Here is a 26,993-nt window from a genome sequence, read left to right on the forward strand (position 1 = left end):
GGGAAGCGCGCGAATGGCGCAGGCCTCAGGCCCGCGCCGCGCCCTCATCAACCGCGTTGACGCTGTTGTGGCGCAGCGCGTCGAGCACGGTGCGCACGATGCCGGCAGCGTCCAGCCCTGCATCGGCATATTGCTTCGCCGGGGCGTCGTGATCCTGATAGATATCGGGCAGGCGGAGCGTGCGAACCTTGAGGCCGGCATCGGTCAGGCCTTCGTCGCTGGCCAGCGTGAGCACATGGCTGCCGAAACCGCCAATCGCGCCTTCCTCGATGGTGATCAACACGTCGTGGGTAGCGGCGAGCTTGCGGATCAGCGCCATGTCGAGCGGCTTGGCAAAGCGCATGTCGGCAACGGTGGTGGAAAGGCCCTTGGCGTCGAGTGTGTCGGCGGCGGCCAGCGCTTCGGCGAGGCGGGTGCCGAGCGACAGGATGGCAACCTTGCTGCCCTGCCGCACAATGCGGCCCTTGCCGATTTCGAGGCGGGTGCGGGTTTCGGGAATGGCGACGCCGGTGCCTTCGCCGCGCGGATAGCGCAGGGCGATGGGGCCATCGTCGTAAATGGCCGCAGTGTGCACCATGTCGGCCAGTTCGGCTTCGTCGGCAGCAGCCATCACCACCATGTTGGGCAGGGTGGCGAGATAGGTGACATCAAACGAACCGGCGTGGGTGGCACCATCGGCACCGACCAGGCCAGCACGGTCAATCGCGAAGCGCACGGGCAGATTCTGCAGCGCCACATCGTGCACCACCTGATCATAGGCGCGCTGCAGGAAGGTGGAATAGATGGCACAGAACGGCCGCATGCCCTGCGCGGCCAGGCCGGCAGCGAAGGTGACGGCGTGCTGTTCGGCGATGCCGACGTCGAAGCTGCGTTCCGGGAAGGCCTTGGCAAAGCGGTCCACACCGGTGCCCGATGGCATGGCAGCGGTGATGGCGACGATGTTGGGATCGCGCTTGGCTTCCTCGATCAGCATGTCGCCGAACACATTTTGATAAGCCGGCGCCTTGGGCTGCGCCTTGTGCTGGGTGCCCGAAACCACGTCGAACTTCACCACGCCATGATATTTGTCGGCACTGGCTTCGGCCGGGCCATAGCCCTTGCCCTTTTGCGTAACGACATGGATCAGCATCGGGCCTTCCGCGGCGTCGCGCACATTTTCGAGCACTGGCAGCAGGTGATCGAGATTATGGCCATCGATCGGGCCTACATAATAGAAGCCCAGTTCCTCGAACAAGGTACCGCCACCCTGGGCGAAACCGCGGGCATATTCATCGATGCGCGCGGCCGCCTTCTGCAGCGGCGGCGGCAGCACCTTGCCAGAAACCTGCTTCAGATATTCGCGCAGTTCCAGGAACTTGCGGCCCGAAAGCAGCCGCGACAGATAGGACGATAGCGCCCCCACCGGCGGCGCGATCGACATGTCGTTGTCGTTGAGGATCACCACAAGCCGGTTGCCGGCCTCGCGGGCATTGTTCATCGCCTCATAGGCCATGCCGGCCGACATGGCGCCATCGCCGATCACCGCAATGCCCTTGCCCGGCTTGTTCATCATCTTGTTGGCGACGGCAAAGCCCAGCGCCGCCGAGATCGAGGTGCTGCTGTGCGCAGCGCCGAACGGATCATACTCGCTCTCAGTGCGCTTGGTGAAGCCGCTGAGGCCGCCGCCCTGGCGCAGGGTGCGAATGCGCTCGCGCCGACCGGTGATGATCTTGTGCGGATAGGCCTGGTGGCCGACGTCCCACACCAACTTATCGTCCGGCGTGTTGAACACATAATGGAGAGCGACGGTCAGCTCGACCACGCCAAGGCCGGCACCGAGGTGGCCCCCGGTCACCGAAACGGCGTGGATCATTTCCTGGCGGAGTTCATCCGCCAATTGCCGCAACTGCCCGGGTTCCAGCCGGCGCAGATCGGCCGGAATGTTGACTTGGTCGAGAAGCGGGGTTTCAAGCGTCATGAGAACGGCTCGCAATCGATGAATCTTTAGTAATTGCCCTTAGCGAGAATGGCGGGGCCTGTCATCCGAAGTGTCAATCCAACATGACAGTTTCATTGCCGTAGCACGGCATCATGCTGATTTCAGGCGCAGTTTGCGCACAGGCCGCGCACTTCGATCACCGGGCGCACCGGGGTGAAGCCCGCCGCCAGCGCTGCACTGCGCACGTCGCCGGTGATGCGGTCATCATCAACATGAGTCGCCCCGCCGCAGCGGTCACACACCAGGAAAATGCAATCGTGCGGACAATCGGGGTGGACATTCGCGATGAAGGCGTTGGCGCTTTCGACCCGGCTGGCCACGTTGTTGGCCACAAACAGATCGAGAATGCGATAGACGCTGTTGGCGGCAATGCGGCGGCCGCTGGCCGTGGAAACCGCATCGGTCACATCATAGGCCGAAACCGGGCGATCATATCCTGCAAGTGCGGCAAACACGGTTGCGCGCAGGGGCGTCCATTGCTCGCCGGCGCTTTTCAGCCGGGCTTGGGCGGCGGCGGCAAGATCGGCTCGGCTGTGATGCTGGCCGTGGCTGTGGGCGGGATGTGCCATGATCTGCATATCGGGCTTTGCGGCCCGCCATGCAAGACGGCGGGTGGTTCAGGCCCAAAGGCTCAGGGGAGGCGCAGCGCCTTCATGTTCTGCCAGTGGGCAAACGCCAGGATCGCCACACCAGCGACGGAAACCAGCATTTCGGCGACCGCGCCATGTTCCACCGCCAGCGAGATCGCCATGACCGCCAGGCCGACCACGCCCATCATGCCGATATCGCTGCGGCCATGCCGGCGCCAGCCGCGCCACAGCGCCACAGCCGCCAAAGGCATGGCCAGCATCAGGCCAATGAAGTGCACCCGGTGATCCAGCCAGTCACCCGTGAGCGCAAACACGGTCAGCAGCACGAACCCGGCCATGCAATGCAGCAGGCACAGGCCCGACAGGCCGATGGCGATTCGATCGAGGAGGCTGCTGGGCAACGGCACGCGATTGGTGTTACATTATTACATCCTTGGCGACAACCCCTTTTGGCCTGACGGCACTGGGCCGGCTCGCGCGTTGCCATGCAGATTGCCGGCCGCTAGACACCAGAATTCCCTGATCTGGAGATTGCCCGATGCGCGCCCCACAAGCCCAGCTTCTTGCCCTGCTGCTTGCCGGCGTTGCCGCCCCAACACTGGCTGCGCCTGATCTGGCGATGGTGGCGCGGATTACCGATGAAGCCATGAACCACGGCGAAGTGGTGGATACCGTGGCCTATTTGACCGACCGGATCGGGCCGCGCATGACCAATTCGCCTGGCATGCGCGTGGCCGAACGCTGGACGCAGGACAAGTTCAAGGGCTGGGGTCTGACCAACGTGCGCACCGAAGGCTTTGATTTCGGCCGCGGCTGGTCGATCGAAAGCGCCAGCGTCACGCTGGAATCGCCGCGCCGCATGAGCCTGCGGACCATTCCGGTGGCGTGGACCCCGGGCACGCCGGCCGGCGGCATCACCGCGCCGCTCATCGTTGCACCAATGAAGAAGCCGCGCGATTTTGCCGAATGGAGCGGCAAGTTGAAGGGCAAGATCGTTGCCATCAGTTTTCCGCGCCCGCCGGCCGATGCCACCAAGCCGGCCTTTTTGCGGATGGAAGACAAGGCAATCGGTGAGCTCGACGAGTTTCAACAGCCGGTGACCGCATCCGACGACGGTGACGGCTGGTTCAAGTTCATCCAGTTCGGCAAGCAACTTGACGAATTCCTGGCCAAGGAAGGCGCCGTGGGCTGGGTGCGCATGAGCTACCGGGACAACGGCCTGCTGCACGGCGAAGGTTATCAGCACCGCGACACGCCCAAGCTGCCCGGACTGGAGCTGACCGCCGAGGATTATCGCCGCCTCGCCCGCCTGGCGACGCAGGGCGACGTGACGCTGACCATCACTTCGCAGGTCAAGTTCGACGACAGCGATCCCAATGGTTACAATGTCTTGGCCGATCTTCCGGGCAGCGACGCCAAGGCCGGTTACGTGATGGCCGGCGCCCACCTTGATAGCTGGGTGGCCGCCGATGGCGCCGCCGACAATGGCGCCGGTTCGGCGGTGGTGATGGAAGCGGCGCGCATCCTGGCGGCACTGAAGGTGAAACCGAAACGCACGATCCGCTTTGCGCTGTGGTCAGGCGAAGAGCAGGGCCTCTATGGTTCGGCCAACTATATCGAACGCCACTTCGCCAGCCGGCCGGCCAACCCGGATCCGGTGAAGGCCAGGCTGAGCTATGATTTCAAGCTGGGCCAGTATCCGATCGAAAAAAAGGCCGATTACAATCTGTTGGCGGCCTATTTCAACATGGATAACGGCGGCGGCAAATTCCGCGGCATCCATGCCGAAGGCAATTTCGCGGCCGTGCCCATCCTGCAGGAGTGGCTGTCGCCATTTGCCAGCATGGGTGCCAGCACGGTTGTCGCCAGCCCGACCGGTGGCACCGATCACGAGTTCATGCAGGCCATCGGGCTGCCCGCGTTCCAGTTCATCCAGGATCCGCTGGATTATGGCACGACCGTACACCACAGCAGCGTCGATACCTTCGATCACCTGCGCCCTGCCGATCTGCGCCAGGCCTCGGTGATCCTGGCCAGCCTGCTGTGGGAAGCCGCCAACGCCGACAAGCCGTTGCCCGCCAAGCCCCTGCCAACCAAGCCGAAAATGACCGATCCCTTCCGTTATGAAGATCCCGACAAGAAGTATTGATGCGGCATCAGGTGGGGTTGGCCGGCATGAACTTTGGGCCTAGGGAGGCGTCCATGGCTTCCCTCGCCGCCTCGCTTCCCCGTTCCGATGCCCGCCCGCGCGACGTGGCGGTGTGGCTGCTCGGCATCGCCGCCCTGGTGTTTGCCATGGTCGTCGTCGGCGGCATCACCCGGCTCACGGAGAGCGGCTTGTCGATCACCCGCTGGGATGTCGTGTCGGGTACACTGCCGCCGCTCACGGAAAGTGAATGGTTTCGGCAGTTTACGCTGTATCAGCAGTCCAGCCAGTATCAGTTGATGAACCGCGGCATGAGCCTGGCCGAGTTCAAGGGCATCTTCTTTTGGGAATATGTCCACCGCCTGTTGGGTCGCCTGATCGGCCTCGCTTTTGCGCTGCCGTTGGCGTGGTTCTGGATTCGCCGCAAGATTCCAGCTGGTTACAAGCCGCGGCTGCTCGCGCTGTTCGCCTTGGGTGGCCTGCAGGGCGCCATCGGCTGGTGGATGGTCGCCTCCGGCCTCGTCGATCGTACCGAGGTGGCGCCGGAACGGCTGGCGGTGCATTTGTCCAATGCTTTCATCATCATGGCCGGCTGCATCTGGACCGCGCTTGATCTCATCGATGGCGATAAGCCTCGTCACGACCGCCCTCGCGTCTGGGTGTGGCCGCTCACCGCGCTGCTGGCCGTGCAGATCGTCTGGGGCGCCTTCACCGCCGGCTTGCGGGCCGGCCATGCCAGCGACACCTGGCCGCTGATGTTCGGCGCGCTGGTGCCCGACGGGATCCTGGGCCGCGCCATCGACGCGGTCAGCGATCCGGTGAGCGTGCAGTTCATCCACCGCAGCCTGGCCTGGATTGCCGCCGGCGCCGTGCTGGCGGTGGCCGCGCGGTTGTGGCGCGCGGGCGGCGGTGTCCGGGCGCTGGCGCTGGGTGGCGTTGTGCTGGCGCAGTTCGTTCTGGGCGTTTCCGTTATTCTGAACCACGTGCCGGTCTGGCTCGGTGTCGCCCACCAGGCCGGCGCGGCGCTGCTGGTGGCAGCCGTGGTCTGGGCGGCGCATTGGTCGAGAAGGGGTCCTGCATGACCGCGAAGAATGTGCTCGGCGGGCCACTGCTGCCCTGCTCGCTGGAACCGCTGACCGGCTGGTATCGCGACGGCTGCTGCAACACCGATGCGGCCGATGCCGGCCTCCACACCGTCTGCGCCGTGATGACCGAGGAGTTCCTCGCCTTCAGCCAATCAGCTGGCAATGATCTGTCGACGCCGCGCCCCGAATATGGCTTCCCCGGCCTCAACCCCGGTGACCGCTGGTGCCTGTGCGCTGGCCGCTGGGAAGAGGCCCGCATCGCCGGGTTCGCGCCGGAAGTGGTTCTGGAAGCCACCCACGCCAAGACACTGGAGATTACCATGTTGGGTCACCTCCAGGCCCACGCCGTGTGATCACCCCGTGGGACGGCGCGGACTTCGCCGGCGCCAAGCTGGCGGCGCTGGTTGACGGCCACATCCTCACCTATCGCCGCGACAACAAGCCCGGCATCCCCTGGCCCGGCCTGATCGATCTGCCCGGCGGCGGCCGCGAGGGCGATGAAAGCCCGGCCCTGTGCGCCTTAAGGGAATTGCACGAGGAGTTCGGCCTGCACCTGCCCGAACAGCGCATCTGGTGGGCGCGGCCCTTCCCGGCGATGGATGCGCGCAGTGGTTCCTTGGGCCGCACCGGCTGGTTCCTCGCCGCCACGATCACAAGAAGCGAAGTGAACGCCATCCGCTTCGACACCGAAGGCCACAGCCCACAACTGCTTGGACTGGACGCGTTTCTGGCCGCCAGCGACGCGATTGCGCCCCTGCAGCAGCGTCTGCGGCTGGTGCTGGAGACGCCGCGAAACGGCGCGGTGCTATAATACCACATGCCAAAAACCCCGGTTTTTCCTTGACCTGCACGGGGGTTTGCACGATACGCCGGCTCGACGCCGGGGCCAAAACCTCGGCCGTTTCGCATTTTGAAGAATGGAATCAACGCCATGCTCACCCGGATCACCGCATCGGCCAAACCGGCCGAGATTGAAAAGAAGTGGCTGCTGATCGATGCCGAAGGCCTCGTCGTCGGCCGTCTCGCTTCGATCATCGCCAACCGCCTGCGCGGCAAGCACAAGACCAACTACACTCCGCACGTCGATTGCGGTGACAACGTGATTGTCATCAACGCCGACAAGGTGCGCTTCACAGGCAAGAAGACCACAGACAAGGTTTACTATCGCCACACCGGTCACCCGGGCGGCATCAAGGAAACCACTCCGGCCAAGATCCTGGAAGGTCGCTATCCGGAACGCGTGCTGATCAAGGCCGTGGAACGCATGGTGCCGCGCGGCCCGCTGGGTCGCGATCAGATGCGCAACCTGCGCGTCTTTGCCGGTGCCGAGCATCCGCATGTCGCCCAGTCGCCGGAAGTGCTCGACGTCAAGTCGATGAACCGCAAAAACACCACGCTTGCTGGTTGAGGGATAAGAAATGTCTGACAATCGCCAGTCCCTGTCTGATCTCGGCAACATGGATGCCGATGCACCCGTCAACACCGCCCACACCGGTGGTGGCGGCCCGCCCGCCCCGCTGCGTGAGCAGGAAATCGATGCGCAGGGCCGCGCCTATGCCACCGGCAAGCGCAAGAACGCCATCGCCCGCGTGTGGCTGAAGCCCGGCACCGGCAAGATCACGGTCAACGGCCGCGATCAGACCGTCTATTTCGCCCGCCCCTCGCTGCGCCTGGTGATCAACCAGCCGTTCGACGTGGCCGAACGCCGTGAGCAGTATGACGTGGTCTGCACCGTGGTTGGTGGTGGCCTTTCGGGCCAGGCCGGCGCCGTGAAGCACGGCATCGCCCAGGCGCTGACCAAGTATGAACCGATCCTGCGCACCCCGGTGAAGCAGGCCGGCTTCCTGACCCGCGATCCGCGCGTTGTCGAACGCAAGAAGTACGGCAAGGCCAAGGCCCGCCGCAGCTTCCAGTTCAGCAAGCGCTGATCCGGTTCGCCGTTCGAAAGAAGGGGGCTGCGCGCAAGCGTGGCCCCTTTTCTTGTGTATGTCCGGTTGTGCTAGGCCGAGACGATGGCTTCCTCTGCCGACCTGCCTCACATCGCCTATTTCCACGGTCAGCCCGGCGGCCCTGGTGAATGGCAGGCATGCGCGCCGCCCGGCCTTCGCGCCTTTGCCCCTGATCGCACCATGCCGGTCGATACCGCCACCCTTGCCAGGCTGGTGGTCATGCACTGTGCCGATGGGCCAGTGACGCTGATCGGCTTTTCGCTCGGCGCGCCGGTGGCGCTGGCGGTCGCGCGCGCACTGGGTGATCGGGTGGCGCACCTGCACCTGATCTCGCCAGCGGCGCCGCTGGCCTTGGGGGATTTTCTGCCCGCCATGGCCGGGGGCGGCCTGTTCCGCCTTGCACGGGCCCGCCCGGCGCTGTTCCGGCTGGTGGCGCAGTTGGAAAGCCTGATCGCCCGCACCGCGCCCGGCTTCCTGTGCGATCGGCTGTTTGCCACTGCGGCGGGCGCCGATCTGGCGCTCAGCCGCGATCCGGATTTCCGGCAGGCGATGGCCCAAGTATTGCGCGCCGGGCTGGGCCGAACCCCGGCCGGCTTTATCGCCGAAGTGACCGCCTATGCCGCCAGCGGCCCGGCCGATCTTGCCGGCCCCGCCGTGCCAATCACCCTCTGGCAGGGAGACGCCGATAACTGGACGCCGCCGGCAATGGCCGAGGCGCTGGCCGCCGCATTGCCCGGCCCGGTCACGCTCAATCGGTTGCCGAGCTGTTCGCATTATTCCGCCTTGCGTGCCGCGCTGGCCCGGTTGTGAGGGCAAAGCCGGGCTTGGGGGCGGCCAATCGGCACTGGCCTTTCGCTTTGACGCGCAGGCTGTCAAAAGGCCGGCCATGATTCGCAGCCTTCTCTCCTTCGTCCTTGCCCTGCTGGCCCTGCCGGCGCTGGCGGTCCCGGTCAGTGACCAGCCGCACACGCGGGTGGAACTGATCGCGCAGAGCAGTGCGCCCGCCCCCGGCAAGCCGTTGCAACTGGGCATCGTGCTCACACCCAAGGCCGGCTGGCACACCTATTGGCTGAACCCCGGCGATGCCGGCGCGCCGACGCGGGCGGAATGGCGGCTGCCGGCCGGTGTGTCGGCCCCACCGGAACTGCAATATCCAGTCCCGGGCACGCTGGTCGTGTCAGGCTTGATGAACCACGTCTATGAAAAGCGGAATATCCTGCTGACCCAGATTGACGTGCCGGCGGGCCTGGCAGCTGGCAGCGCCTTCCCGATCGACGTGCAGGTCGATTGGCTGGTGTGCAGCCACGAACAATGCGTGCCGGAATCGGCCACCCTGTCGCTGCCGTTGGTGGTGGGCGACGGCGCCGATGATGCCACCATGGCGCCGCAGATCGCCGAAGGCCGCGCCACCCTGCCGCGCGCGCTTGCCGCCACCGCCACGTGGGCGAAAGCCGGCACGCGTTTCGTGCTGAGCGTGCCGATGGCCGGCCTCGAAAAGGTGAAGAGCGCCTGGTTCTTCCCCGCTGGTGACGCCGTGATCACCCATGTGACGCCGCAGAAGGTCACGATTGCGGGCGACGCGCTGCGCATCGAGACGGACGCCGGCACCCCTGGCCCCGAAGGCGAAGTGACCGGAGTGCTGCGCGTCGAGATGGCCGGCGAAGCGCCGATGGGCTTTGCCATCACCGCCAAGGAAGGCAGCGTCCCCGGCCCCGGTGCAGCGCTGGCGGCAACCGGCGGCAACGACGATTCAGCGGGCGGCGGTGACGGACCCGGCCTGCCGCTGATCCTCTTGGGCGCGGTGCTGGGCGGCCTGATCCTCAACGTCATGCCCTGCGTGTTCCCGATCCTCAGCCTTAAGGCGCTGGCGCTGGCCAAGGGCAATGTCGGCCCGGCCGAAGCCCGCACCGAAGCGCTGGCCTATACCGCCGGCGTCGTCATCGTTGTCACCGCGCTGGGCGGCTTGGTGCTGGCCCTGCGCGCCGCCGGCAGCCAGGTTGGCTGGGCCTTCCAGTTGCAAGATCCGCGCGTGATCGCCTTCCTGCTGCTGCTGGTCACCGGCATCGCGCTGAACCTTGCCGGCCTGTTCGAAGTCACGCTGACCACCGGCAATCTGGGGCAAGACAAGGCGCGCTCCGGCGGTGCCTCGGGCGCCTTTTTCACCGGCGCACTAGCGGCGTTCGTGGCCACCCCCTGCACCGGCCCGTTCATGGCCGGCGCGCTGGGCGCGGCGCTGGTGCTGCCCACCGTGCAGGCACTTTCGGTGTTCGCCGGCCTCGGCCTCGGCCTCGCCCTGCCCTTCCTGCTGATCGGCTTCAGCCCCGCCCTGCGCCGCCGCCTGCCCAAGCCGGGCGCGTGGATGGTCCGCCTGCGCGCCATCCTCTCCGTCCCGATGTTCCTGACTGCCCTCGCTTTGGCCTGGGTGCTGGGCCAGCAGGTGGGCGTCAACGGCATGGCCATGGGCCTGGCCGGCACGCTGATCTTCGGCCTGCTCCTGTGGTGGCTGGGCAGCCGGCAACATGGCGGCAAGAGCCTCGCCATCCCCGGCATTGCCAGCCTCGCCACCATCGTCGCCGCCGTGCTGCTGGTGCCGACCGCCGCCCCGGAAGGCGCTGCGAAAGCCACGACCGCCGCCGCCAGCGAACTGAACGCTGTGAAATATACGCCGGCCGCGCTGGCCGAGCTTCGCGCCCAGAACAAGCCGGTCTTCCTCTACATGACCGCCGATTGGTGCCTCACCTGCAAGGTCAACGAGAAAGGCGCCATGGCCGATGCGGCGGTCGCGGAAAGCTTCAAGGCCAAGGGCATCACCGTTATGGAAGGCGATTGGACCCGCAACGACGCCGCCATCTCCACCTGGCTCGCCGAACACAAGCGCGCCGGCGTGCCGGTCTATGTCTATTATGATCCCACCGGCGGCGAGACGGAACTGCCGCAGATTTTGACGGTGGATGCGCTGACCACGTTAAAGGTGTAAAAAGGCCTCCGGCGGGCAGGGTCGCAGACCCTGCACCCGTTCGATCCTGTTTGGCCCCTTACCTGTCATGCTGGCGCTTATTGTGGATGGGCCGCCCGAAAACGAAAGCGGGTGCAGGGGCTCAGCCCCTGCCCGCCGGAGGCCCTCTTTTCTACGCCAGCGTCAACGAAACGGACACCGGCCGGTGATCGCTCGTCTCCGGCACTTTCTTCGGCCGCATCGCGTTCACGCGTTCGTGGATGGCATGTTCCACCAGGCCGGCGCCGCTGCGGATGCGGGGGAGCGCGTCTTTTGCCACCAGGCCCTAGGTGAACATGATGTGATCGAGCAGCAGGTGGGGATCGCGGGTGGGGTCCACCGGGTCCTTGCCGGAGAGTTTGTAGCTCCAGCGCAGGCCCTCCCCGCTGCCGGTGACGGGGGTGCCGTAATCGAACAGGGCGTGATTGAGGAAGCGTTCGGCTTCAAAGATGCTGCCCTGCAGGTTGCCGATCAGATCGAAATAAAGGTGCTTGCGTTCAAAAACTTCGCGGCCCGGCCCGTCGTTCAGATCGCCCATCACCATCACCGCCGGATTGGCATCCTGGGCGAAGCGGGCGTCGATATATTTGCGGATGTTCTCGGCTTCGGTGGCCAGCTTGATGCGGTCGTTCATCACTTCCTTCAGATAGGGTTCGGTGAATGTGGTGCGGGCTTCATCTTCCCAGATGCCGGTTCGGGTGCTGTTGAGCTTGGAGCGCAGGTGCGCGCCGATCAGTTCCACCCGCAGGCCGGCGATGGTGGCGACCAGCACCTGCGGCTGGCGAACATGGTTCCACAGGCCGGCCTTGCGTTCCGCCCAGTAATAGAGGCCCCATTTACCATCCGTGCGCTGTTGATCGGCGGCATCGGCATATTGGCTGGCGGCAAAGCGGCGCCAGATTTTCGGATCCTGCAGCTCGGCACCCAGTTTCAGCGAGGCCTTGACCAGGAACCAGATCCACTGACTGCCGGAAAGTGGATTATCGGGATAGCCATAGAGCTTACACAGCGCCTTGCGCGGGTTGTTCGGCAGTTTGGCCAGTGCCTCGGCGGTGCCGGGGATGGTGGGCACGACATAGGGAACGTGCAGCGTGGCCGCCCATTGCTGCAGCAGCGGCAGATCAGGCGTGGCTTCGGTGATGCACAGGATATCCGGATCCATTTGCGCGATCTGTTCGCGGATGAACGGCAACCGCACCGCATCCTTGCCGCCCGGCGCGATCGCGTCGTGCATGTGCTTGATGTTCCAGCTGGTGATCTTGAACTGCGCCATGGTCGCATCATCCCCGGTTGCGGCAGGCCTGTTGGCGCTGCCGGTCGTGCGACCCATGGGATGAGTGTCGCTGTTCGCTGGTCGGCTGGGAAGAGTGGTTGCGTGCTCAGGTCTCGCCCGCAAAGCCCAAAACGCGCAGCGCGCCATCGGGCAACGGGCGTTGCAGGGTGGCGGCTTCGGCCCAATCGGCGGTGAGCCAGCGGCGCTGTTCATCGGCCGTGGTGAGGATCACCGGCATGGCCTTGGGGTGATGGGGCGCCACTTCCGCGTTGGGTTCGCAAGTGAGGAAGCCGAACACGGTGAGAGTCACCTCGCCTTCGGCCTTCTTGCGGGTGCCGGTCCAGCGGGTGGCGAGGCCGGCGAAGCAGGCCAGCGGATCGTCTGCGGCCGGCGCGAACCATAGTGGCTGGAAGCCCGCATCCGACTTCACATGTTCAGCGAACGCGGTGAACGGTACCAGGCAGCGATAGGGCGGGGCCAGCCAGCGCCGCCAGTGGGGGCTGGCGGTGTTGCGGATGTTGGTGATGCCGCGATCGACCGTCTTGCCTTCCAGCGCAAAGGCTGGGCTTGGCATGCCCCAGCGGGCGAGGCTGAGGGTGGGGACAGGAGTGTCGCCGCGGGCCACGCCGATGATCGGTGCTTCGGCATCGGGATAGAGGCCGCCCAACACCGGCAGATTGCCGAGATTATCCTGCACCGCGCCCAGTTCCAGCACGCGGGCAAGATCGCGCAGGGCCTGCTGGCCCTTGGTGAGCGCATAGAGATTGCAAATGGCCGGCCCCTTTCTGCGCCCATCAAGCGCGGCGGCCGGGGATTGGCAAGTGGGGGTAGCGGCGCCGAGCTGCGGCCCGGCGGAAACACGCGCCGGGCCGCAGGGTGCAAGCGCCTGAAGCGGGCGGCTTCCGGTCCGCGCGCTTCAGGGCCTTGGTGGCTGCCGCATGCAGGGGTGCGGGGCAGGCACCGATGGTGGGATGGGACGGCTCAGAGCGGGGGCGGCGCCAGAGTCCACATCCACAAGATCGTGGCCAGCGTGCCAACAACCCCCAGGCCAAGGCGGCGGGCCATGCGATCCCCGCCCGGAGCCGGCGGCGGCCCCAGGCCAAGCGCGGCGCCGCTGTTGGAGACCGGCGTATCAAACGCCGAACGCCGGCGCACGGAAAGCACCAGATCGGGCCGTGTTGCAGGGGGTTGCAGCGGCGCATTTGGGGGCGGCGTACTGGGGCGCGGCGCCGGAGACAATGAACCACGATGAACTGGCACGGCGACACCTCAACCCTTGATGACAGGGCGAAATGTGCCACAGGCATCCGCCGCCAGCGCGGCAGAGCCGGTCCATCATGGATGGTTCAGGCGCGGTTTCCGAACCAGATTGGAGGAAGTCGCTGGGCCCACGGCGCTGCCGCCTCCAGCTGGAACGCCAGATCCAGCAGACGCGCATCATCGCCGCGCCGGCCGGCAAAATGCATGCCCAGCGGCAGGCCGTTGGTGGCGGTCATGATCGGCACGCTCATGGCCGCGGCGCCGGCCATGTTCTGCACCGGCGTGTAGGCCACCAGCCGCATCATGTCGGCCACCACATCGGCCGGCGGGCGGCTGTGCGACAGATACCCAATCGGCACCGCATGGCGACTGAGCACCGGGGTGAGCAGCACATCGTGATCGCGGAAACTGGCATCATAGGCGGCGCGATAGCCCAGCAGCCGGCCGATCAGCGCCTGGAAATCGGCGGGCGACAAGGCGGCACCCTGCGCGGCCAGATGGTGGGTGAGCGGCTCCAGCTGGGCGACGCCATCGGCGCCCATCATCTTGCTGACGAAACCCACCGACTGCGCTGCACTGAAGGCCCAGAAGCTCAGGAAGTCCCGGCCGAAATCCGCCGCGTTGAATGGCCAGCGGGCATCGGAAACACTGTGGCCCATGCCAGAGAGGAGCGTGCGGGTGCGGGCGATGCCGGCCAACACTTCCTGATCCGGCTGGCTGCCATCGGCGGTGACGGTGATCACCCCGATGCGCAGGCGTTCGCCCACCGGGCCGGCCAGACGCGGCACGGCGGCGCCCAGCCCGTCGGCAGCGGGCCCCTGCAGCGCCGCCATGGTGAGCGCCGCATCACGCACGGACCGGGTGAGCACATGATCCACCGCAATCTCGCCCGGATCATCGGCCGTTTTCTGCCCCGCCATGCGGCCCCGGCTGGGCTTGAAACCGAACAGGCCGGTGAGCGCGGCCGGAATGCGGATCGAGCCGCCGCCATCATTGGCATGGGCAATCGGCACAACGCCGGCCGCCACTGCCGCCGCACTGCCGCCCGACGATCCGCCGGGGGAGAAATCCGGATTCCACGGGTTGCGGGTGGCGCCGTGCGACAAGGGCTCGGTCACGCACATCAGGCCGAATTCCGGCGTCGCCGTCTTGCCCAGCGGCAGAGTGTTCATCTGGGCAAAGGCATCGACAAACCGTTCATTGGCGGTGGCCGGGGGTGCCTTCTCAAACGCGCGGCTGCCGTTGCGGGTGGGCCAGCCCTTGTAGTCGTTCAGATCCTTGATGAAGGTCGGGATCACCGGCTTGCGGTCATCGGTGGGCAAGGCGTTGATGGCCCGCGGCCGATCGATCAGGATGGCAAAGTTCAGCTTGGCCTGCGCGGCCTCGGCCCGCTCCAAAGCTGCCAGCACCGTTTCGCGCGCGCTCGCGTCCCCACTGCGGATGCGGGCAGCTAGGCCAATGGCATCATCGGCTGCAGCCGCTGCGGCGCGCGCTGGCATGGCAGTCGCCGCCATGGCGCCAGCCAGCAGATGCCGGCGGTTGATGCTGAAATCGGCCATGGATGTGCTCCCCGTGTTCTTGCGGGGAAAGTGACATGAGCGGCGTTATCGGGAAAGCAGAAAGAAGGGGCCACCGCCCCGGATCTCGTCCGGGGCGGTGGCCTCCCCTTACTTCCGCTTGAACACCTGTTTCCCGGCCAGCCAGGTGGCCGTCACCTTGATCTTCCACAGATCGCCTTCCGGCGCAGCGAATGGATCGCGTTCCAGGGTGATGAAATCGGCATATTTGCCGGGTTCCAGCGTGCCCACCTTGGTTTCGTTGTGGCCAGAGCGGGCGGCCCAGGTGGTGAAGCCGGCGAAGGCATCGGCCAGGTTCACCTTTTCCCACGGGCGCCATCCACCGGCGGGCAGGCCGTCGCGGGATTGGCGCGTCACAGCGGCGTGCAGGCCGAACATCGGATCGGGCGGCTCCACCGGGAAATCGCTGCCGAAGGCCAGTTCAGCGCCGGATTTCTTGATCTGCTGCCAGGCATAGGCGCCGTCCAGCCGGCCTTCACCCAGCCGCGCTTCGGCCATGCCCTTGTCGGACGTGGCGTGGGTGGGCTGCATGGAGGCAATGACCTTCAAGCTGGCAAAGCGGCCAAGATCGGCCATGTCGACAATCTGCGCATGTTCGTTGCGGTGGCGGCGGGCGAGACGCTCGCTGAGCGGCACGGCGGCAAAGCCATCCATGGTGGAGCGGTTGGCCTGATCGCCGATGGCGTGGACGTTGACCTGGAAGCCATCGCGCGAGGCTTGCGTGATATAGGTTTTCAGCTTGTCGGCCGGGGTGATGTCCAGCCCGCGCGTGTTCGGCATGTCGCTGTAGGGCGCGATCAAATAGGCACCGCGGCTGCCGAGCGCGCCATCGGAGACCAGCTTCATCGACTGCATGGCGACAAGATCGCCCTCGCTCCACGGAATCGGGCCATTCGGCGCGATCGCCTTGCGGTTTTCGGGGCCGCCGGCCATCGCATAGATGCGCGCCGTCAGCTTGCCGGCCTTGGCGAAACGCACGTAGCGATCCCAGGTCGGCTTATCCATGCCGGCATCATGCGCGCCGGTGAGGCCGACTTCGGCCATGGTTTCCAGGCTCTTTTCCAGCACCAGATCCAGCCGCTTTTCATCATCATTGGGGATGACGCGGGTGATCAGCGCCATCGCCTTGTCGACAAACACGCCGGTGGGGTTGCCGGCAGCATCGCGAATGATCTCGCCGCCATCGGGCGCCTTGGAATCAAGGGTGATGCCGGCGGCTTTCAGGGCGGCCGTGTTGGCCCAGCCGGCGTGGCCATCAACGCGCGTGAACCAGGCCGGGCGGTCACCGGTGACTTCATCCAGTTCGGCAGCGGTGGGGAAGCGGTTGATCAATTTGCCATCGGCATACCAGCGTTCCTGGTTCCAGCCGCGGCCCATGATCCAGCCTGTTGCCGGAATGCCCGCCTTGATGCGGCCCAGGGCTTCGGGGATGGAGGCGCTATCACGCAGATCGACCACCAGTTTGAGCTCGCCCAACCGCATCACATGGCCATGGGCATCAATCAGGCCCGGCCACAGCGTGGCGCCGGCCATGTCCACCTTTGCGCCGGCGGGCAGCGCCGCGCCGGCTTTCAACGTGGCCTTCACCTTGCCAGCTTCGTCCACCACCAGCGTCGCAAAGCGCTGCAATTCGCCCTTGCTGTCGAGCGTGTAGCCATTGGCATTGGTGTAGAGCGTGTCGGCAAACCCCGGCGTGGCGGTGGCGAGCAGTGCGGCAAGGATCAGTTTCTTCATTTCGGGTTTTCCCCTGTTTTCAAAGGTCTTTGGCCATGAACACCCAGTGCGGGAACATGATTTCCGGCACTTCCACTTCCGGATAGGCCGAAATGCACTTGAATCCCAGCCGCTCATAAAGGCCAATCGCGGTTTCCAGCGTGGGCGACGTATCGATGAACATGGTGCGATAGCCAAAGCCGCGCGCGTCGGCGATCAGCCGCTCGACGAGACGGCGGCCCAGCCCCTGCCCCTTGGCAATATCGCGCACATAGACGCGCTTCATCTCGCACACGCCGTCCCGCACGCGGCGCACGCCGCCCATACCGATTGGTTGGCCGTCCTGTTCCAGAATGTAGAAACAGCTTTCCGGCGGACCGGGGCCGAGCGTTTTCGGCAAGGCCGCAGGCAGATAGGCGCGAATGTCGCCGTCGGGGAAAATGTCGGCCAATGTGATGCCAAAACGCGCAGCAACGCCGGAGAACACGAAGTGCAGATATTCGGCGTTGAGATCGATCAGCAGCGCTTCGTCATCCGGCAGGCGCGCAGAGCGCCAGGTGAGGCTCACCGCGCCAGCCGCCGGATCAGGCTGGACGTGTCCTGTCGCGCGCCGCCCATGGACTGCACATCGGCATAGAATTGATCGACCAGCGCGCCCATCGGCAGCGGCACGCCCAGCCGGCGGGCCTCGTCCAGCGCCAGGCCGAGGTCCTTGCGCATCCAATCCACCGCGAAACCGAAATCGAACTGGCCGCGCGTCATTGTCTTGGCGCGATTGTCCATCTGCCAGCTTTGGGCGGCGCCCTTGGAAATCACGTCCACCACCGCATCCATGTCCAGACCCGCCTTCAGGCCCAGCGCCAGACCTTCGGACAGGCCCTGCAAAATGCCGGCGATGCACAGTTGGTTGACCATCTTGGTGAGCTGGCCGCTGCCGGCCGGCCCCATGTGGCCGATGCGTTGGGCGTAAGCCTGCATCACCGGTTCGGCGGCGGCAAACGCGGCTTCGGAACCGCCCACCATGATGGTGAGCTTGCCATTTTCGGCCCCGGCCTGGCCGCCGGAGACGGGCGCATCCACCACGTGCAGGCCGCGCGTTTCGCCTTCAGTGGCGAGCCGGCGGGCAATCGCGGCGGACACCGTGGTGTGATCGATGAACAGCGCGCCGGGCGCCATGGCGGCGAACGCACCATCGGGGCCGAGCGTGACGGCTTCCAGATCGGCATCGGCGCCCACGCAGGCGATCACCACATCAGCGCCCGTCGCAGCGGCGGCAGGTGTCGGCGCGGCGCGGCCACCATGGGCGGCCACCCAGGCGACGGCCTTTTCGGCAGTGCGATTGTAAACGGTGAGAGTGTGCCCGGCCGCCGCGAGGTGGCGCGCCATTGGCCCACCCATCACGCCCAGCCCCAGATATGCGATGTTCTTGCCCATGCGCCGGCCTTAACGCCCGCGCCGCGCCTAAGCAATCAGAGCAGGATCAATTGGGCAGGAACAACGACACCACGTCGCGGGCCAGCCGCGCCGGGCGCATGGTGGCAACATCGATGCAGCACCAGGTGCTTTTCACTTCGGCGATCACCTGCTCGCCGCGCTTGAACATGGTGGTGAAAAACGCCCGCGCGCCCTGCACATTTTCGGCGACCACGCTGGCCACCACATTGTCTTCCAGGAACGCCGGCGCGCGGTAACTTATATTGTGATTGAGCGCGACCCACAGATGATTGGCCACCGCTTCGGGCGGCGCGGTGTTCTGCCAATAGGCCACCACCGCATCCTGCACCCAGCGCAGATAAACGGCGTTATTGACATGGCCCATATGGTCAATGTCTGCCGCTGCGACTGCAACATCGTGCCGATACATCACCCGATTCCCATCTTTACCAATATTTCCACCATGCTCACCCGCCCGCTCACCGGTCAAGTCGGCAACCAGCGCATACCCAATACGGACAATGGGTAGCGCGGCTGCAACTGCGGCGTTATGGAACAGGGATGAACGCTACTGCTCCTGTTTCGCCGGCTCCACTGCCGATCGCCCTTGCCGATGTGGAGGCTGCTGCGTTGGCCATTGCCGGCAAGGTGATCCGCACGCCGTGCCTGAAATCGGAAACGTTGAGCGCGATGACCGGCGCGCAGGTGTGGCTGAAGTTTGAGAACCTGCAGTTCACCGCAGCCTACAAGGAACGCGGCGCGCTCAATCGCCTGCTGACGCTGACCGCGGAAGAACGCGCCCGCGGCGTGATCGCGGCGTCGGCCGGCAACCACGCGCAGGGGTTGGCCTATCACGCCCGCCGGCTGGGCATCCCGGCCACCATCGTGATGCCGCGCTTCACGCCGATCGTGAAGGTGCAGCAGACCGAAAGCCACGATGCCAATGTCGTGCTGTTTGGCGAGAAATATGATGATGCCAGCGCCCACGCGCTGGAACTGGCCGAGAAGAAGGGGCTGGTTTACGTCCACCCGTTCGATGATGCCAAGGTGATGGCCGGCCAGGGCACTGTGGGCCTGGAGATGCTGGAAGACGTGCCGGAACTCGATACGCTGGTGGTGCCCATCGGCGGCGGCGGGCTTATCTCCGGCATTGCCACGGTGGCCAAGGCGCAGAACCGTGAGATCAGCGTGATCGGCGTTCAGGCGGAGCTTTACCCCTCCATGTATGCCGCGATGAAGGGCCAGAGCGCCACTTGCGATGGCGATACGCTGGCCGAAGGCATCGCCGTCAAGAACCCCGGCGTGTTGACCCAACAAGTCGTGCGCGCGCTGGTCGACGATATCGTGCTGGTCGGCGAACGCGATCTGGAACGCGCCGTCTCCCTGCTGCTCGGCATTGAAAAGACCGTGGTGGAAGGCGCTGGCGCTGCCGGCCTGGCCGCCCTGCTCGCTCACCCGCGCCGTTTCAAGGGCGCCAAGGTTGGCCTGGTGCTGTGCGGCGGCAATATCGATACGCGCCTGCTCGCCAACGTGCTGCTGCGCGATCTGGCGCGCTCCGGGCGGCTCGCCCGCCTGCGCATCCGGCTGAAGGACCGGCCCGGTCAATTGTTCGAAGTGGCGCGCATCTTTGATCAACAACAGGTCAACATCCTGGAAGTCTATCACCAGCGCGTGTTCACCAACCTGCCGGCCAAGGGCCTGATCACCGATATCGAATGCGAAACCCGCGATCGCGATCACCTCGATCGGCTGGTGGAAGCCCTGCGCGCCGCCGGTTACGAAACAAGGATGGTTGAAGCGGACTGAATTAACGCCTGGGGACTGGCCAGCCGCGTAAAGTCACGTTAACGTCGCCGTTATCGGGGGAGCAGTGGCAGTCGAGGGTCTTCACGGGTGACGGATCAGTCTTATCGATTTCCGCGTTTTTTCGTGACGGCCCCTTCGGCCTGCCCCTATCTGCCGGGACGGACCGAACGCAAAGTCTTCGCCGAACTGAAAGGCGATGACGCGCCGGCCATGGCCGAAGCCCTGGGCCGCATCGGCTTTCGCCGCAGCCAGAATGTCGTTTACCGGCCCAGCTGCGATGGCTGCAACGCCTGCATCTCCGTCCGCGTGCCAGCCAGCCGCTTCAAACCGGGCCGCAGCCAGAAGAAACTGCTCGCCCAACACGCCGATCTGGATGTGCACGCCTGCGAACCCTGGGCCACCGAAGAACAATGGAGCCTGCTGCGCCGTTACCTCGGCGCCCGCCACCCCGATGGCGGTATGGCCGCCATGGACGCCCATGATTTCTCCGACATGGTGGAACAATCGCCCGTTGATACAATGATGGTGGAATATCGCGAGCGCACCACCGATGGCCGCCTCGGCCGCCTCATTGGCTGCTGCCTCACCGACAAGCAAACCGACGGCCTGTCGATGATCTACAGCTTCTACGATCCCGATCTGGTTGAGCGGCCCGGCATGGGCAATTTCATCATCATGGACCACATCACCCGCGCCGCCCGCGCCGGGCTGGCCTTCGTGTATCTGGGCTACTGGATCGAAGGCTGTTCGCGCATGGCTTACAAGACGAAATTCCGCCCGGTGGAAGCGCTGATCGGCGGCCAGTGGCGGGAAGTGGACTGACGCGGGCCTCTTGCAGGCACAACGAGGGCCTCAGGCCCTGCCCGCCGGAAGCCCTTCTTCCTGAAAATCCCGTTGGCGTTGCGCGGTCATTGTAAACTGAGTGTCAGGCGCGGCTGGTTGCTGCGCTTGCCCACCGTTGCCGCCGGGAGACTGCACCCACCAGGCCGAAGCCGGCGATCAACAGGGCCCAGCTGGCGGGCTCCGGGATGGCGGCGGCCTGACCGAAGCCGCCGACGGACGTGCTGAAACGGATCGAGGTTGGGGTGGCGTTTTCCAGACCCGGCGGGTCGATCCGGTTTTCGAAATAGAGCGCCCAGAAATAATTGGTGCCACCACGCAGGGCGCCCATGGGGATTAGCACTTCTTGCGCGTCGGCAGCGATCCAGCCGCTATCAAAAGCGTAACGGCCGCGATCATTATCGAAGATGGTGAAGCGCTGGCCAGCCCAGTTGGCATTGCTGGCCTGCACGAAGCCACCGCCCAGGGACACCAGCGCATCGATTTTCGTATCGAGCGTGGGCAGTGATCCGCCTGACAATGTCGGTGCCAGCGACCAGGCATCCTGCGTGTATTGGAAGGAGTCGAACACGCTGCCGCCGTTTGTGGCGGCAAACACGGAATAGCGCCCGAACGAGCGCGTACCGGAAAAGCAGCAGTCTGTGGCCAGCAGAGGATCGCCGAAGGCAAACAGGGAGCGAAAGCCCGCTGGGGTGCTGGTGAAGCCGGAGGAAAAATTGGAACCGAGGGCCAGTTGCGCGAACACCTGGGAACCGGTGCCCGGCGGCCCGCCTTGCGGGAGGAAGTTCCGGGCAAACTGCAGACCGACCACTTCAATATTGGCTGCCGCTGGAACGGCTACCGTCAGGGCGAACAGCCCCAGTATCATTTGCGCGCGACGCATATATACTCCTGCTGACCCCTATTATTGCCGTGATCTTCACGCAGGCTGGGCCATTCGTCAATCATGATATTGAAAAAGACCGAAAATCTCTCCTCACGCGTGCGGAATCAGCCGGTCCAGCATCCCCGACGCCACGGCGGCTTTCACATGATCGATGAAGGCGCGCAGCTTGGGGAGCACCTGGGCGTGGCCGGGGTAGTGGAGGAAGAGGCCGGGGCTGGAGGTAGCCATATCGCCCAGCACGACTTCCAGTTCGCCATCGCGCACCTGTCCGAGGACGAGCGGCTCGCTGACTTGCGCCAGGCCCATGCCCCGCTGTGCGAGCGAGACCACCGACGCCATATCGTTGACGATGACCCGGCCTTTCACCGCCACTTCGATGCTACGGTTGCCGTCCAAAAGGCGCCACGGCATCATGGCGCCGCTGGAGATGCGCTGGCGGATGCAATTGTGCTGTTTCAGATCGATCGGGGCATAGGGCCGACCATGTGCCGCGAGATAGGCAGGTGACGCCACGGTGACGAAGCGGAAGGCAGGCGACAGGCGCACGCTGATCATGTCTGCCTCCAGCAGTTCGCCCACCCTGATGCCGGCATCGTGCCCGCTGGCGGCCAGATCGATCAGCGCATCTTCGCCGGTCACTTCCACGTCCACATCAGGATAGCGGGCGCAGAAATCGGCGATGATCGGTTCGATCAGGATCGGCACCACCGATCGCGGCATGTTGAGCCGGAGCAGCCCGGCCGGGCGGCCCCCATAGGTGCGCGCGCCTTCCCACGCGCTCACCAGGCTGGCGAAGGCGGGGGCGGCCTGGGCGTGGAACAGCGCGCCGGCTTCGGTGAGGCCCACCGAGCGCGTGGTGCGGATGAACAGCGGCACGCCGATGCGCTCTTCCAGCTGGCGCACTGTCTGGCTGATGGCCGACGGCGAGACACCCAGATCCTCGGCGGCTTCGCGGAAGGAGCGTCGCTCCGCCACGCGCAGGAAGGCTTCGAGGCCATCAAGCAGATTGCGCGGGATTGTGTAGCTGTTCTTCATGGGGCGACAATCATTGCGTGGATTAACTTGGGTCTGAGTGTGACTTAAAACCCAGTCATCGGCAAGCCACCGCCCGCCGAACAACATAAGGACCCAGACCATGATCGCACGCTCCACAATCGACCGCCTGACCATCGCCGCCCTGATGCTGACCGCCACCCTGCCCATTGCCGCGATCACCCCGGCGCACGCCGGCACCACCCAATGCACCGTGCAGGCAGAGCAGCTGCGCACCGAAGCCGCCATCGCCAACCCGCAGGATGCCGCCAAGGCGCTGCGTTCGATAAAGATCGCCGAGAAGATCTGCGCTGAAGGCAATGCCCACGAAGCCGCGAAGAAGTTCGCCCAGGCCCGCACCCAGTTCGCCAGCACCGTGCAGTTCGCCGAGCGGCGCTGAGACCCGTCAGCCGGCGCCCTCCCGCCGGCTGGTCTTGCGGCGGCCACCCAGACCCGGGGTGGCCGCCGTTTTTTCGTTCAGAGTCCCGCCCGCGCCACCAGCCGCGCGGTGGAGGGATCGAAGCCCAGATCCTCCCCGGCCAGCAGGGCATTGGCCAGTTCCTTGCCCAGTTCCACGCCCCATTGATCGAACGGGTTGATGCCGAGCAGCACGGCCGCCACGAACGTCCGGTGTTCGTAAAAGGCGATGAGCGCACCCAGTGTCGCCGGATCGAGGCGATCGAGCAGCAGGGTGGAGGATGGCCGGTTGCCGCTGAATGTCTTGGCGTGGGCCAGCGCTTCGTCGCCGTCGGACAGCGCCAACGCCGCTTCGAAACTGCGCCCCTTCAGCAACGCGGCGCCTTGCGCGAAGCAATTGGCCAGCAGTTGGCGATGGTGGGTGGCGGGCAGATCGTGCGCCGGTTCCAGCACGGCGACAAACTCCACCGGGCCCACGCAGGTGCCCTGGTGGATCAGCTGGAACACGGCGTGCTGGGCATCCGTGCCGGTTCCGCCCCAGGTGATGGCGGCGGTTGGCCCGGCCAGCGGGCTGCCATCGTGGGCGACGCCTTTGCCGTTCGATTCCATTTCCAGCTGTTGCAGATAGGAAGGCAGCAGCCGCAGCCGTTCATCATAGGCAAACACGCCGCGCGTCTGATGGCCCTGGCCGTGGGCGGCCCACACATCGGCAAGCGCGGCCAGCACCGGCAGATTGTGCGCCAACGGGGTGTCACGGAAATGCGCGTCCATGGCGGCGGCGGCGGCGCGCAACTGGCTGAGCGCGTCCGGCCCGCAACGGATAGCGAGCGGCAGGCCAACGGCGGACCACAGCGAGTAACGCCCGCCCACGCTTTCGGCGAAGGGTAGCACATGGCCGGCACCCCACGTGGCGGCGCGATCCGGGCGGGCGGTGATGGCGATGCAGTCGGAGCGGCGACCGGCCAGCCGCGCCAGGGCGGTTTCGGCGTTGGTCATGGTTTCGGCGGTGGTGAAGGTTTTCGAGATGATGACCAGCCGCGTTGTTGCCGATTGGCAGGCGGCCAGTGCGCGGTGCAGCGCCTCCCCATCGATGTTGGAGACGACATGGATCGTGGGCCCATCCCCGTCACGGCCCAGCGCATCGTTCAGCAGCGCCGGCCCCAGCGCCGAACCGCCGATGCCGATCAGGATCACGTCGCTCACCCCCTGGGCGCGGAGCTGCTCGGCGATGCGCGCCACGTCTTTGGCGGCGGCCTGGGCAACGGCCACATCCACGGCATTGCCGACCCCGCGTTCAGCGGTATGGGTGGCGGCGCGGCCTTCCGATAGGTTCACGACCTCGCCCGCCAGCAGCCGCGCCCGCCAGCCCGGCAGATCGGCAGCGGTGCAGGCGGCCAGCAATTGATCCAGCACCGGCAGCGGCAGCGCGAGGCGCGACAGATCCATGTGCAGCCCGCAGGCACTGGCCGACAGGCGGGCCAGCCGATCAGGCTCGCCCGCAAACAGGGCGCGGATATCGACCGGTTCAGCCCCAGCGGCGCGGATGGCAGCAAGATGATCCATGCGACATGTTTTCCAGCCTTGGGCGTGCGAAGTCCAGCCCTGTTGCGGCCAAAGGCTTGACCGGCTGGTGCAATCGGCCCACGGCGAAGCCGATGACTCGAAAGCGCAAGGCGATGCCCGATCCGGGGCCCGGCCCCGAATTGGCCCGTGCCGACCGGATGGAGCGGCTGGCGGCGTTCGCACGCGACGTGCTGGGCCATGAATTTGCCGATCTGGCGCTGCTCGATCGCGCGCTCACCCATGGCAGCGCCACCCGCCAGCCCGGCGCCAGTTACCAGCGGCTGGAATTCTTAGGCGATCGCGTGCTTGGCTGCGTGGTCGCTGGCCTGCTCTATGGCCAGCATGATGAAGCCGAAGGCCGCTTGACGGCGCGGCTGCACGCCATGGTGGAAGGCCCGGCCAACGCCCGCGTGGCGCGCGCCTGGAATGCCGGCCTGCTGATCGCGATGGAACCGGTAAGCCGCGGCAAGGGCCTGGCCGACAGTGACAATGTGCTGGGCGATGTGGCCGAAGCGGTGACGGCGGCGGTGTTCATCGATGGCGGCTGGACGGCGGCTTCGGCGTTTGTCACCCGCCACTGGGGCCCGATGATGCAATCGGATCACCCGTTCCTGAACGATCCCAAGAGCGCCCTGCAGCAATGGGCGCTGAAACGCCGGCTGGGCATGCCGGATTATCTGGTTGTGAACCGCGATGGCCCCGATCACGCGCCCGTGTTCACCGTGGAAGTGACGGTGCGCGGCGCCCCGCCGGCCAGCGCCACCGGCAAATCCCGGCAAGAGGCCGAAAAGGCCGCCGCCACCCTGTTGTTGAAAAGCCTTGAAGCATGACCAGTGAACTGACCCCCATCACCACCCGCTGCGGCACCATCGCCGTTGTTGGCGCGCCCAACGCAGGCAAATCCACCTTGGTCAACGCGCTGGTGGGCCAGAAGGTCGCCATCGTCTCGCCCAAGGTGCAGACGACGCGGCAGCGGCTGGTGGGCATCGCCATCCATGAGAGTGCGCAGATGCTGCTGGTGGACACGCCCGGTATCTTTGCCCCTCGCCGCCGGCTGGACCGCGCCATGGTGAAGGCGGCCTGGGATGGCGCGACCGATGCCGAGGTGATCGTGCTGGTGATCGATGCCAAGGCTGGTCTGAAAGGCGATGTGCCCGAGATCATCGCCACCTTGGCCGATCGCCGTGAACCGAAATTGCTGGTGCTCAACAAGGTTGATATCTGCGTGAAGGAGCGGCTGCTCGATCTGGCCAGCCGCTGCAACGAACTGGCGACGTTCGAAGAGATCTTCTTCATCAGTGCCAGCACCGGGGATGGCGTTACCGAACTGAAGGCGGCGTTGGCCGCACGCCTGCCGCTGAGCCCGTGGCATTATCCGGAAGACCAGTTGAGCGATGCCACCACCCGGCTGATGGCGACCGAACTGACGCGCGAGCAGCTGTATCTGCAATTGCATGCCGAACTGCCCTACGCCGCCACCGTTGAAACCGAAAAGTGGGAAGAGCGCCGCGACGGCAGCGTGGCCATCCACCAGCAGATCATCATCGAGCGGGACAGCCAGAAGGCCATCGTGCTGGGCAAGGGCGGCAGCCGCATCAAGGAAATCGGCGCGACGTCGCGGGCCAACATTGCCGACCTGCTGGGCCGCAAGGTCCACCTGTTCCTGCACATCAAGGTGCGCGCCGATTGGGGGGATGACCGCAGCCTCTACAGCGCGGTCGGCCTCGATTTCGTGGATTAAGCTGCGACGATCCGCTGGCGGCGCGCCATCGCGCCGATCAAGCCAAAGCCGGCAATCAGCATCGCCCAGCTCGATGGTTCCGGGATGGGATCGCCGCCCGGATTGAAGCCGCCATCGTTGGTGCCCATGCCGACACCGGAAGTGCCCAGGCCGCTGCCGGTGATGGATTGGTAGCGCACGATGAAGTTGTTGAAGATCACCGAGGTGATGTTGTTGGCGAAGCTCAGCGCGAATTCCTGTGTCGCCACATTGCCGTTGGTCACGCCGCCGCCGCCACCGCCGCTGCAGTTATTGTTGGCCGTCAGGCAGAAATCGATGGTGGTCTGGCCGCCAATCTGCGGGAAGCCGGCGTTGATGACGGCTGTGCCGAACGGACCCGAAATCGGGGTCGCCCCGATGATTTCCGGATTGCCGTTGAAACCAAAGCTGGAGATGCGGCCACCAACGGGTGCGGTGGAAAGCGTGTTGTCGATCTCGGCAGAGAAGTTCCAGATCTGCCCGGCCACGCTGTTCAGGGTGAACGTGATCGCCGAGGCCAGACCAGACTGGTTCTGTTCGCCGATGATGCCATTGTAGGTGTAGGTGAACGACTTGCCGACATCGGCCGACGTGACCGTGATCGGCGAATTCACCAGCGGCACCACGGCGGCTGCCGGAGCCGCCACCAGAGCCAAGGCAAAAGCGAACGCAAATCTGTTTATGGTCATT

At 65.5% G+C, this 26,993-nt stretch carries 29 protein-coding genes; 13 read left to right on the top strand and 16 right to left on the bottom strand.

From position 1 onward, the window contains the following. Positions 1–25 precede the first annotated feature (25 nt). The 3 genes from dxs to G566_RS0106215 form a co-directional block, all read right to left on the bottom strand. Positions 26–1,957: a 1-deoxy-D-xylulose-5-phosphate synthase gene (gene dxs, locus G566_RS0106205; RefSeq protein WP_022679812.1), complete on the bottom strand. Its 1,932-nt coding sequence runs from the start codon at positions 1,955–1,957 to the stop codon at positions 26–28. A 122-nt stretch (positions 1,958–2,079) separates the two neighbouring features. Then, positions 2,080–2,556 (bottom strand): Fur family transcriptional regulator, encoded by a 477-nt coding sequence (locus G566_RS0106210; RefSeq protein ID WP_022679813.1) that lies wholly within the window; start codon positions 2,554–2,556, stop codon positions 2,080–2,082. 53 nt (positions 2,557–2,609) lie between these two features. Further along, positions 2,610–2,975, bottom strand: coding sequence for a MerC domain-containing protein (locus tag G566_RS0106215; protein WP_022679814.1), 366 nt, complete (start codon positions 2,973–2,975; stop codon positions 2,610–2,612). A 131-nt stretch (positions 2,976–3,106) separates the two neighbouring features. On the opposite strand from G566_RS0106215, the gene G566_RS0106220 reads away from it, so the two are divergent. From G566_RS0106220 to G566_RS0106255, 8 genes are all read left to right on the top strand, one after another. Next, a complete protein-coding gene (locus G566_RS0106220) occupies positions 3,107–4,717 on the top strand; it encodes a M20/M25/M40 family metallo-hydrolase (RefSeq protein ID WP_022679815.1) in 1,611 nt (536 codons plus the stop codon). Between the two features lie 53 nt (positions 4,718–4,770). Then, positions 4,771–5,796, top strand: coding sequence for a COX15/CtaA family protein (locus G566_RS0106225; protein ID WP_022679816.1), 1,026 nt, complete (start codon positions 4,771–4,773; stop codon positions 5,794–5,796). Beyond that, positions 5,793–6,152: a DUF2237 family protein gene (locus G566_RS0106230; RefSeq protein ID WP_022679817.1), complete on the top strand. Its 360-nt coding sequence runs from the start codon at positions 5,793–5,795 to the stop codon at positions 6,150–6,152. The genes G566_RS0106225 and G566_RS0106230 overlap by 4 nt, the downstream gene beginning before the upstream one ends. Further along, the gene (locus tag G566_RS0106235) at positions 6,149–6,610 is read left to right on the top strand and encodes an NUDIX domain-containing protein (RefSeq protein ID WP_022679818.1); all 462 of its coding nucleotides are present in this window, start codon (positions 6,149–6,151) and stop codon (positions 6,608–6,610) included. Before G566_RS0106230 ends, G566_RS0106235 begins: the two co-directional genes overlap by 4 nt. Positions 6,611–6,730: 120 nt before the next feature. Beyond that, positions 6,731–7,207: a 50S ribosomal protein L13 gene (gene rplM, locus G566_RS0106240; RefSeq protein ID WP_022679819.1), complete on the top strand. Its 477-nt coding sequence runs from the start codon at positions 6,731–6,733 to the stop codon at positions 7,205–7,207. A 10-nt stretch (positions 7,208–7,217) separates the two neighbouring features. After that, complete coding sequence (gene rpsI, locus G566_RS0106245) at positions 7,218–7,727, top strand: 30S ribosomal protein S9 (protein WP_022679820.1); 510 nt, start codon at positions 7,218–7,220, stop codon at positions 7,725–7,727. A gap of 84 nt (positions 7,728–7,811) precedes the next feature. Then, on the top strand, positions 7,812–8,558 hold the full coding sequence (locus G566_RS13700) for an alpha/beta hydrolase (RefSeq protein WP_022679821.1): 747 nt from the start codon (positions 7,812–7,814) through the stop codon (positions 8,556–8,558). A 76-nt stretch (positions 8,559–8,634) separates the two neighbouring features. Next, positions 8,635–10,725 (top strand): protein-disulfide reductase DsbD family protein, encoded by a 2,091-nt coding sequence (locus G566_RS0106255; protein ID WP_029131335.1) that lies wholly within the window; start codon positions 8,635–8,637, stop codon positions 10,723–10,725. 151 nt (positions 10,726–10,876) lie between these two features. Here G566_RS0106255 and G566_RS15350 read toward each other — a convergent pair whose 3' ends face one another. The 9 genes from G566_RS15350 to G566_RS0106295 form a co-directional block, all read right to left on the bottom strand. Next, entirely contained in the window at positions 10,877–11,023 is a 147-nt protein-coding gene (locus G566_RS15350) for a hypothetical protein (RefSeq protein WP_156874443.1), read from the bottom strand. Positions 11,024–11,029: 6 nt separating this feature from the next. Further along, entirely contained in the window at positions 11,030–12,073 is a 1,044-nt protein-coding gene (locus G566_RS14730) for a hypothetical protein (RefSeq protein WP_051135965.1), read from the bottom strand. A 49-nt stretch (positions 12,074–12,122) separates the two neighbouring features. Further along, positions 12,123–12,788, bottom strand: a complete 666-nt coding sequence (locus G566_RS0106265; RefSeq protein ID WP_029131336.1) for an SOS response-associated peptidase — start codon at positions 12,786–12,788, stop codon at positions 12,123–12,125. 209 nt (positions 12,789–12,997) lie between these two features. Further along, entirely contained in the window at positions 12,998–13,171 is a 174-nt protein-coding gene (locus G566_RS15355) for a hypothetical protein (RefSeq protein ID WP_022679824.1), read from the bottom strand. Between the two features lie 191 nt (positions 13,172–13,362). Beyond that, positions 13,363–14,835 carry an amidase family protein gene (locus tag G566_RS0106275; protein WP_022679825.1) on the bottom strand — a complete coding sequence of 491 codons (1,473 nt, stop codon included), beginning with the start codon at positions 14,833–14,835 and terminating at the stop codon, positions 13,363–13,365. Between the two features lie 108 nt (positions 14,836–14,943). Beyond that, positions 14,944–16,587 (bottom strand): amidohydrolase, encoded by a 1,644-nt coding sequence (locus G566_RS0106280; RefSeq protein ID WP_022679826.1) that lies wholly within the window; start codon positions 16,585–16,587, stop codon positions 14,944–14,946. A gap of 19 nt (positions 16,588–16,606) precedes the next feature. After that, on the bottom strand, positions 16,607–17,134 hold the full coding sequence (locus G566_RS14735) for a GNAT family N-acetyltransferase (RefSeq protein WP_022679827.1): 528 nt from the start codon (positions 17,132–17,134) through the stop codon (positions 16,607–16,609). Continuing rightward, positions 17,131–18,000 (bottom strand): NAD(P)-dependent oxidoreductase, encoded by an 870-nt coding sequence (locus G566_RS0106290; protein ID WP_022679828.1) that lies wholly within the window; start codon positions 17,998–18,000, stop codon positions 17,131–17,133. Before G566_RS0106290 ends, G566_RS14735 begins: the two co-directional genes overlap by 4 nt. 46 nt (positions 18,001–18,046) lie before the next feature. Then, a complete protein-coding gene (locus G566_RS0106295; RefSeq protein WP_022679829.1) occupies positions 18,047–18,430 on the bottom strand; it encodes an acyl-CoA thioesterase in 384 nt (127 codons plus the stop codon). 131 nt (positions 18,431–18,561) lie between these two features. Here G566_RS0106295 and G566_RS0106300 point away from each other — a divergent pair, with 131 nt between their 5' ends. Both G566_RS0106300 and G566_RS0106305 read left to right on the top strand, forming a co-directional pair. Further along, complete coding sequence (locus G566_RS0106300) at positions 18,562–19,806, top strand: threonine ammonia-lyase (protein WP_022679830.1); 1,245 nt, start codon at positions 18,562–18,564, stop codon at positions 19,804–19,806. An 87-nt stretch (positions 19,807–19,893) separates the two neighbouring features. Then, complete coding sequence (locus tag G566_RS0106305) at positions 19,894–20,628, top strand: arginyltransferase (RefSeq protein WP_022679831.1); 735 nt, start codon at positions 19,894–19,896, stop codon at positions 20,626–20,628. Between the two features lie 103 nt (positions 20,629–20,731). Here G566_RS0106305 and G566_RS15795 read toward each other — a convergent pair whose 3' ends face one another. Next, positions 20,732–21,529, bottom strand: a complete 798-nt coding sequence (locus G566_RS15795; RefSeq protein ID WP_156874444.1) for a PEPxxWA-CTERM sorting domain-containing protein — start codon at positions 21,527–21,529, stop codon at positions 20,732–20,734. Positions 21,530–21,622: 93 nt separating this feature from the next. Then, a complete protein-coding gene (locus G566_RS13715; RefSeq protein ID WP_022679833.1) occupies positions 21,623–22,567 on the bottom strand; it encodes a LysR family transcriptional regulator in 945 nt (314 codons plus the stop codon). A gap of 100 nt (positions 22,568–22,667) precedes the next feature. Between G566_RS13715 and G566_RS0106320 the strand changes: the two genes are divergently transcribed. Continuing rightward, positions 22,668–22,964 (top strand): hypothetical protein, encoded by a 297-nt coding sequence (locus tag G566_RS0106320; protein ID WP_022679834.1) that lies wholly within the window; start codon positions 22,668–22,670, stop codon positions 22,962–22,964. 77 nt (positions 22,965–23,041) lie between these two features. Here the strand turns inward: G566_RS0106320 and pgi are convergent, their stop codons facing one another. Next, on the bottom strand, positions 23,042–24,544 hold the full coding sequence (gene pgi, locus G566_RS0106325; protein ID WP_022679835.1) for a glucose-6-phosphate isomerase: 1,503 nt from the start codon (positions 24,542–24,544) through the stop codon (positions 23,042–23,044). A gap of 92 nt (positions 24,545–24,636) precedes the next feature. Between pgi and rnc the strand changes: the two genes are divergently transcribed. After that, positions 24,637–25,374 carry a ribonuclease III gene (rnc, locus tag G566_RS0106330; protein ID WP_243442420.1) on the top strand — a complete coding sequence of 246 codons (738 nt, stop codon included), beginning with the start codon at positions 24,637–24,639 and terminating at the stop codon, positions 25,372–25,374. Beyond that, positions 25,371–26,285 (top strand): GTPase Era, encoded by a 915-nt coding sequence (gene era, locus G566_RS0106335; RefSeq protein ID WP_022679837.1) that lies wholly within the window; start codon positions 25,371–25,373, stop codon positions 26,283–26,285. Before rnc ends, era begins: the two co-directional genes overlap by 4 nt. Here the strand turns inward: era and G566_RS0106340 are convergent. Continuing rightward, positions 26,282–26,992, bottom strand: coding sequence for a cistern family PEP-CTERM protein (locus G566_RS0106340; RefSeq protein ID WP_022679838.1), 711 nt, complete (start codon positions 26,990–26,992; stop codon positions 26,282–26,284). The two genes, era and G566_RS0106340, sit on opposite strands and share 4 nt — an antisense overlap. Position 26,993 lies beyond the last annotated feature (1 nt).

It is taken from the genome of Sandarakinorhabdus limnophila DSM 17366 (assembly GCF_000420765.1).
GTDB classification, from domain to species: domain Bacteria; phylum Pseudomonadota; class Alphaproteobacteria; order Sphingomonadales; family Sphingomonadaceae; genus Sandarakinorhabdus; species Sandarakinorhabdus limnophila.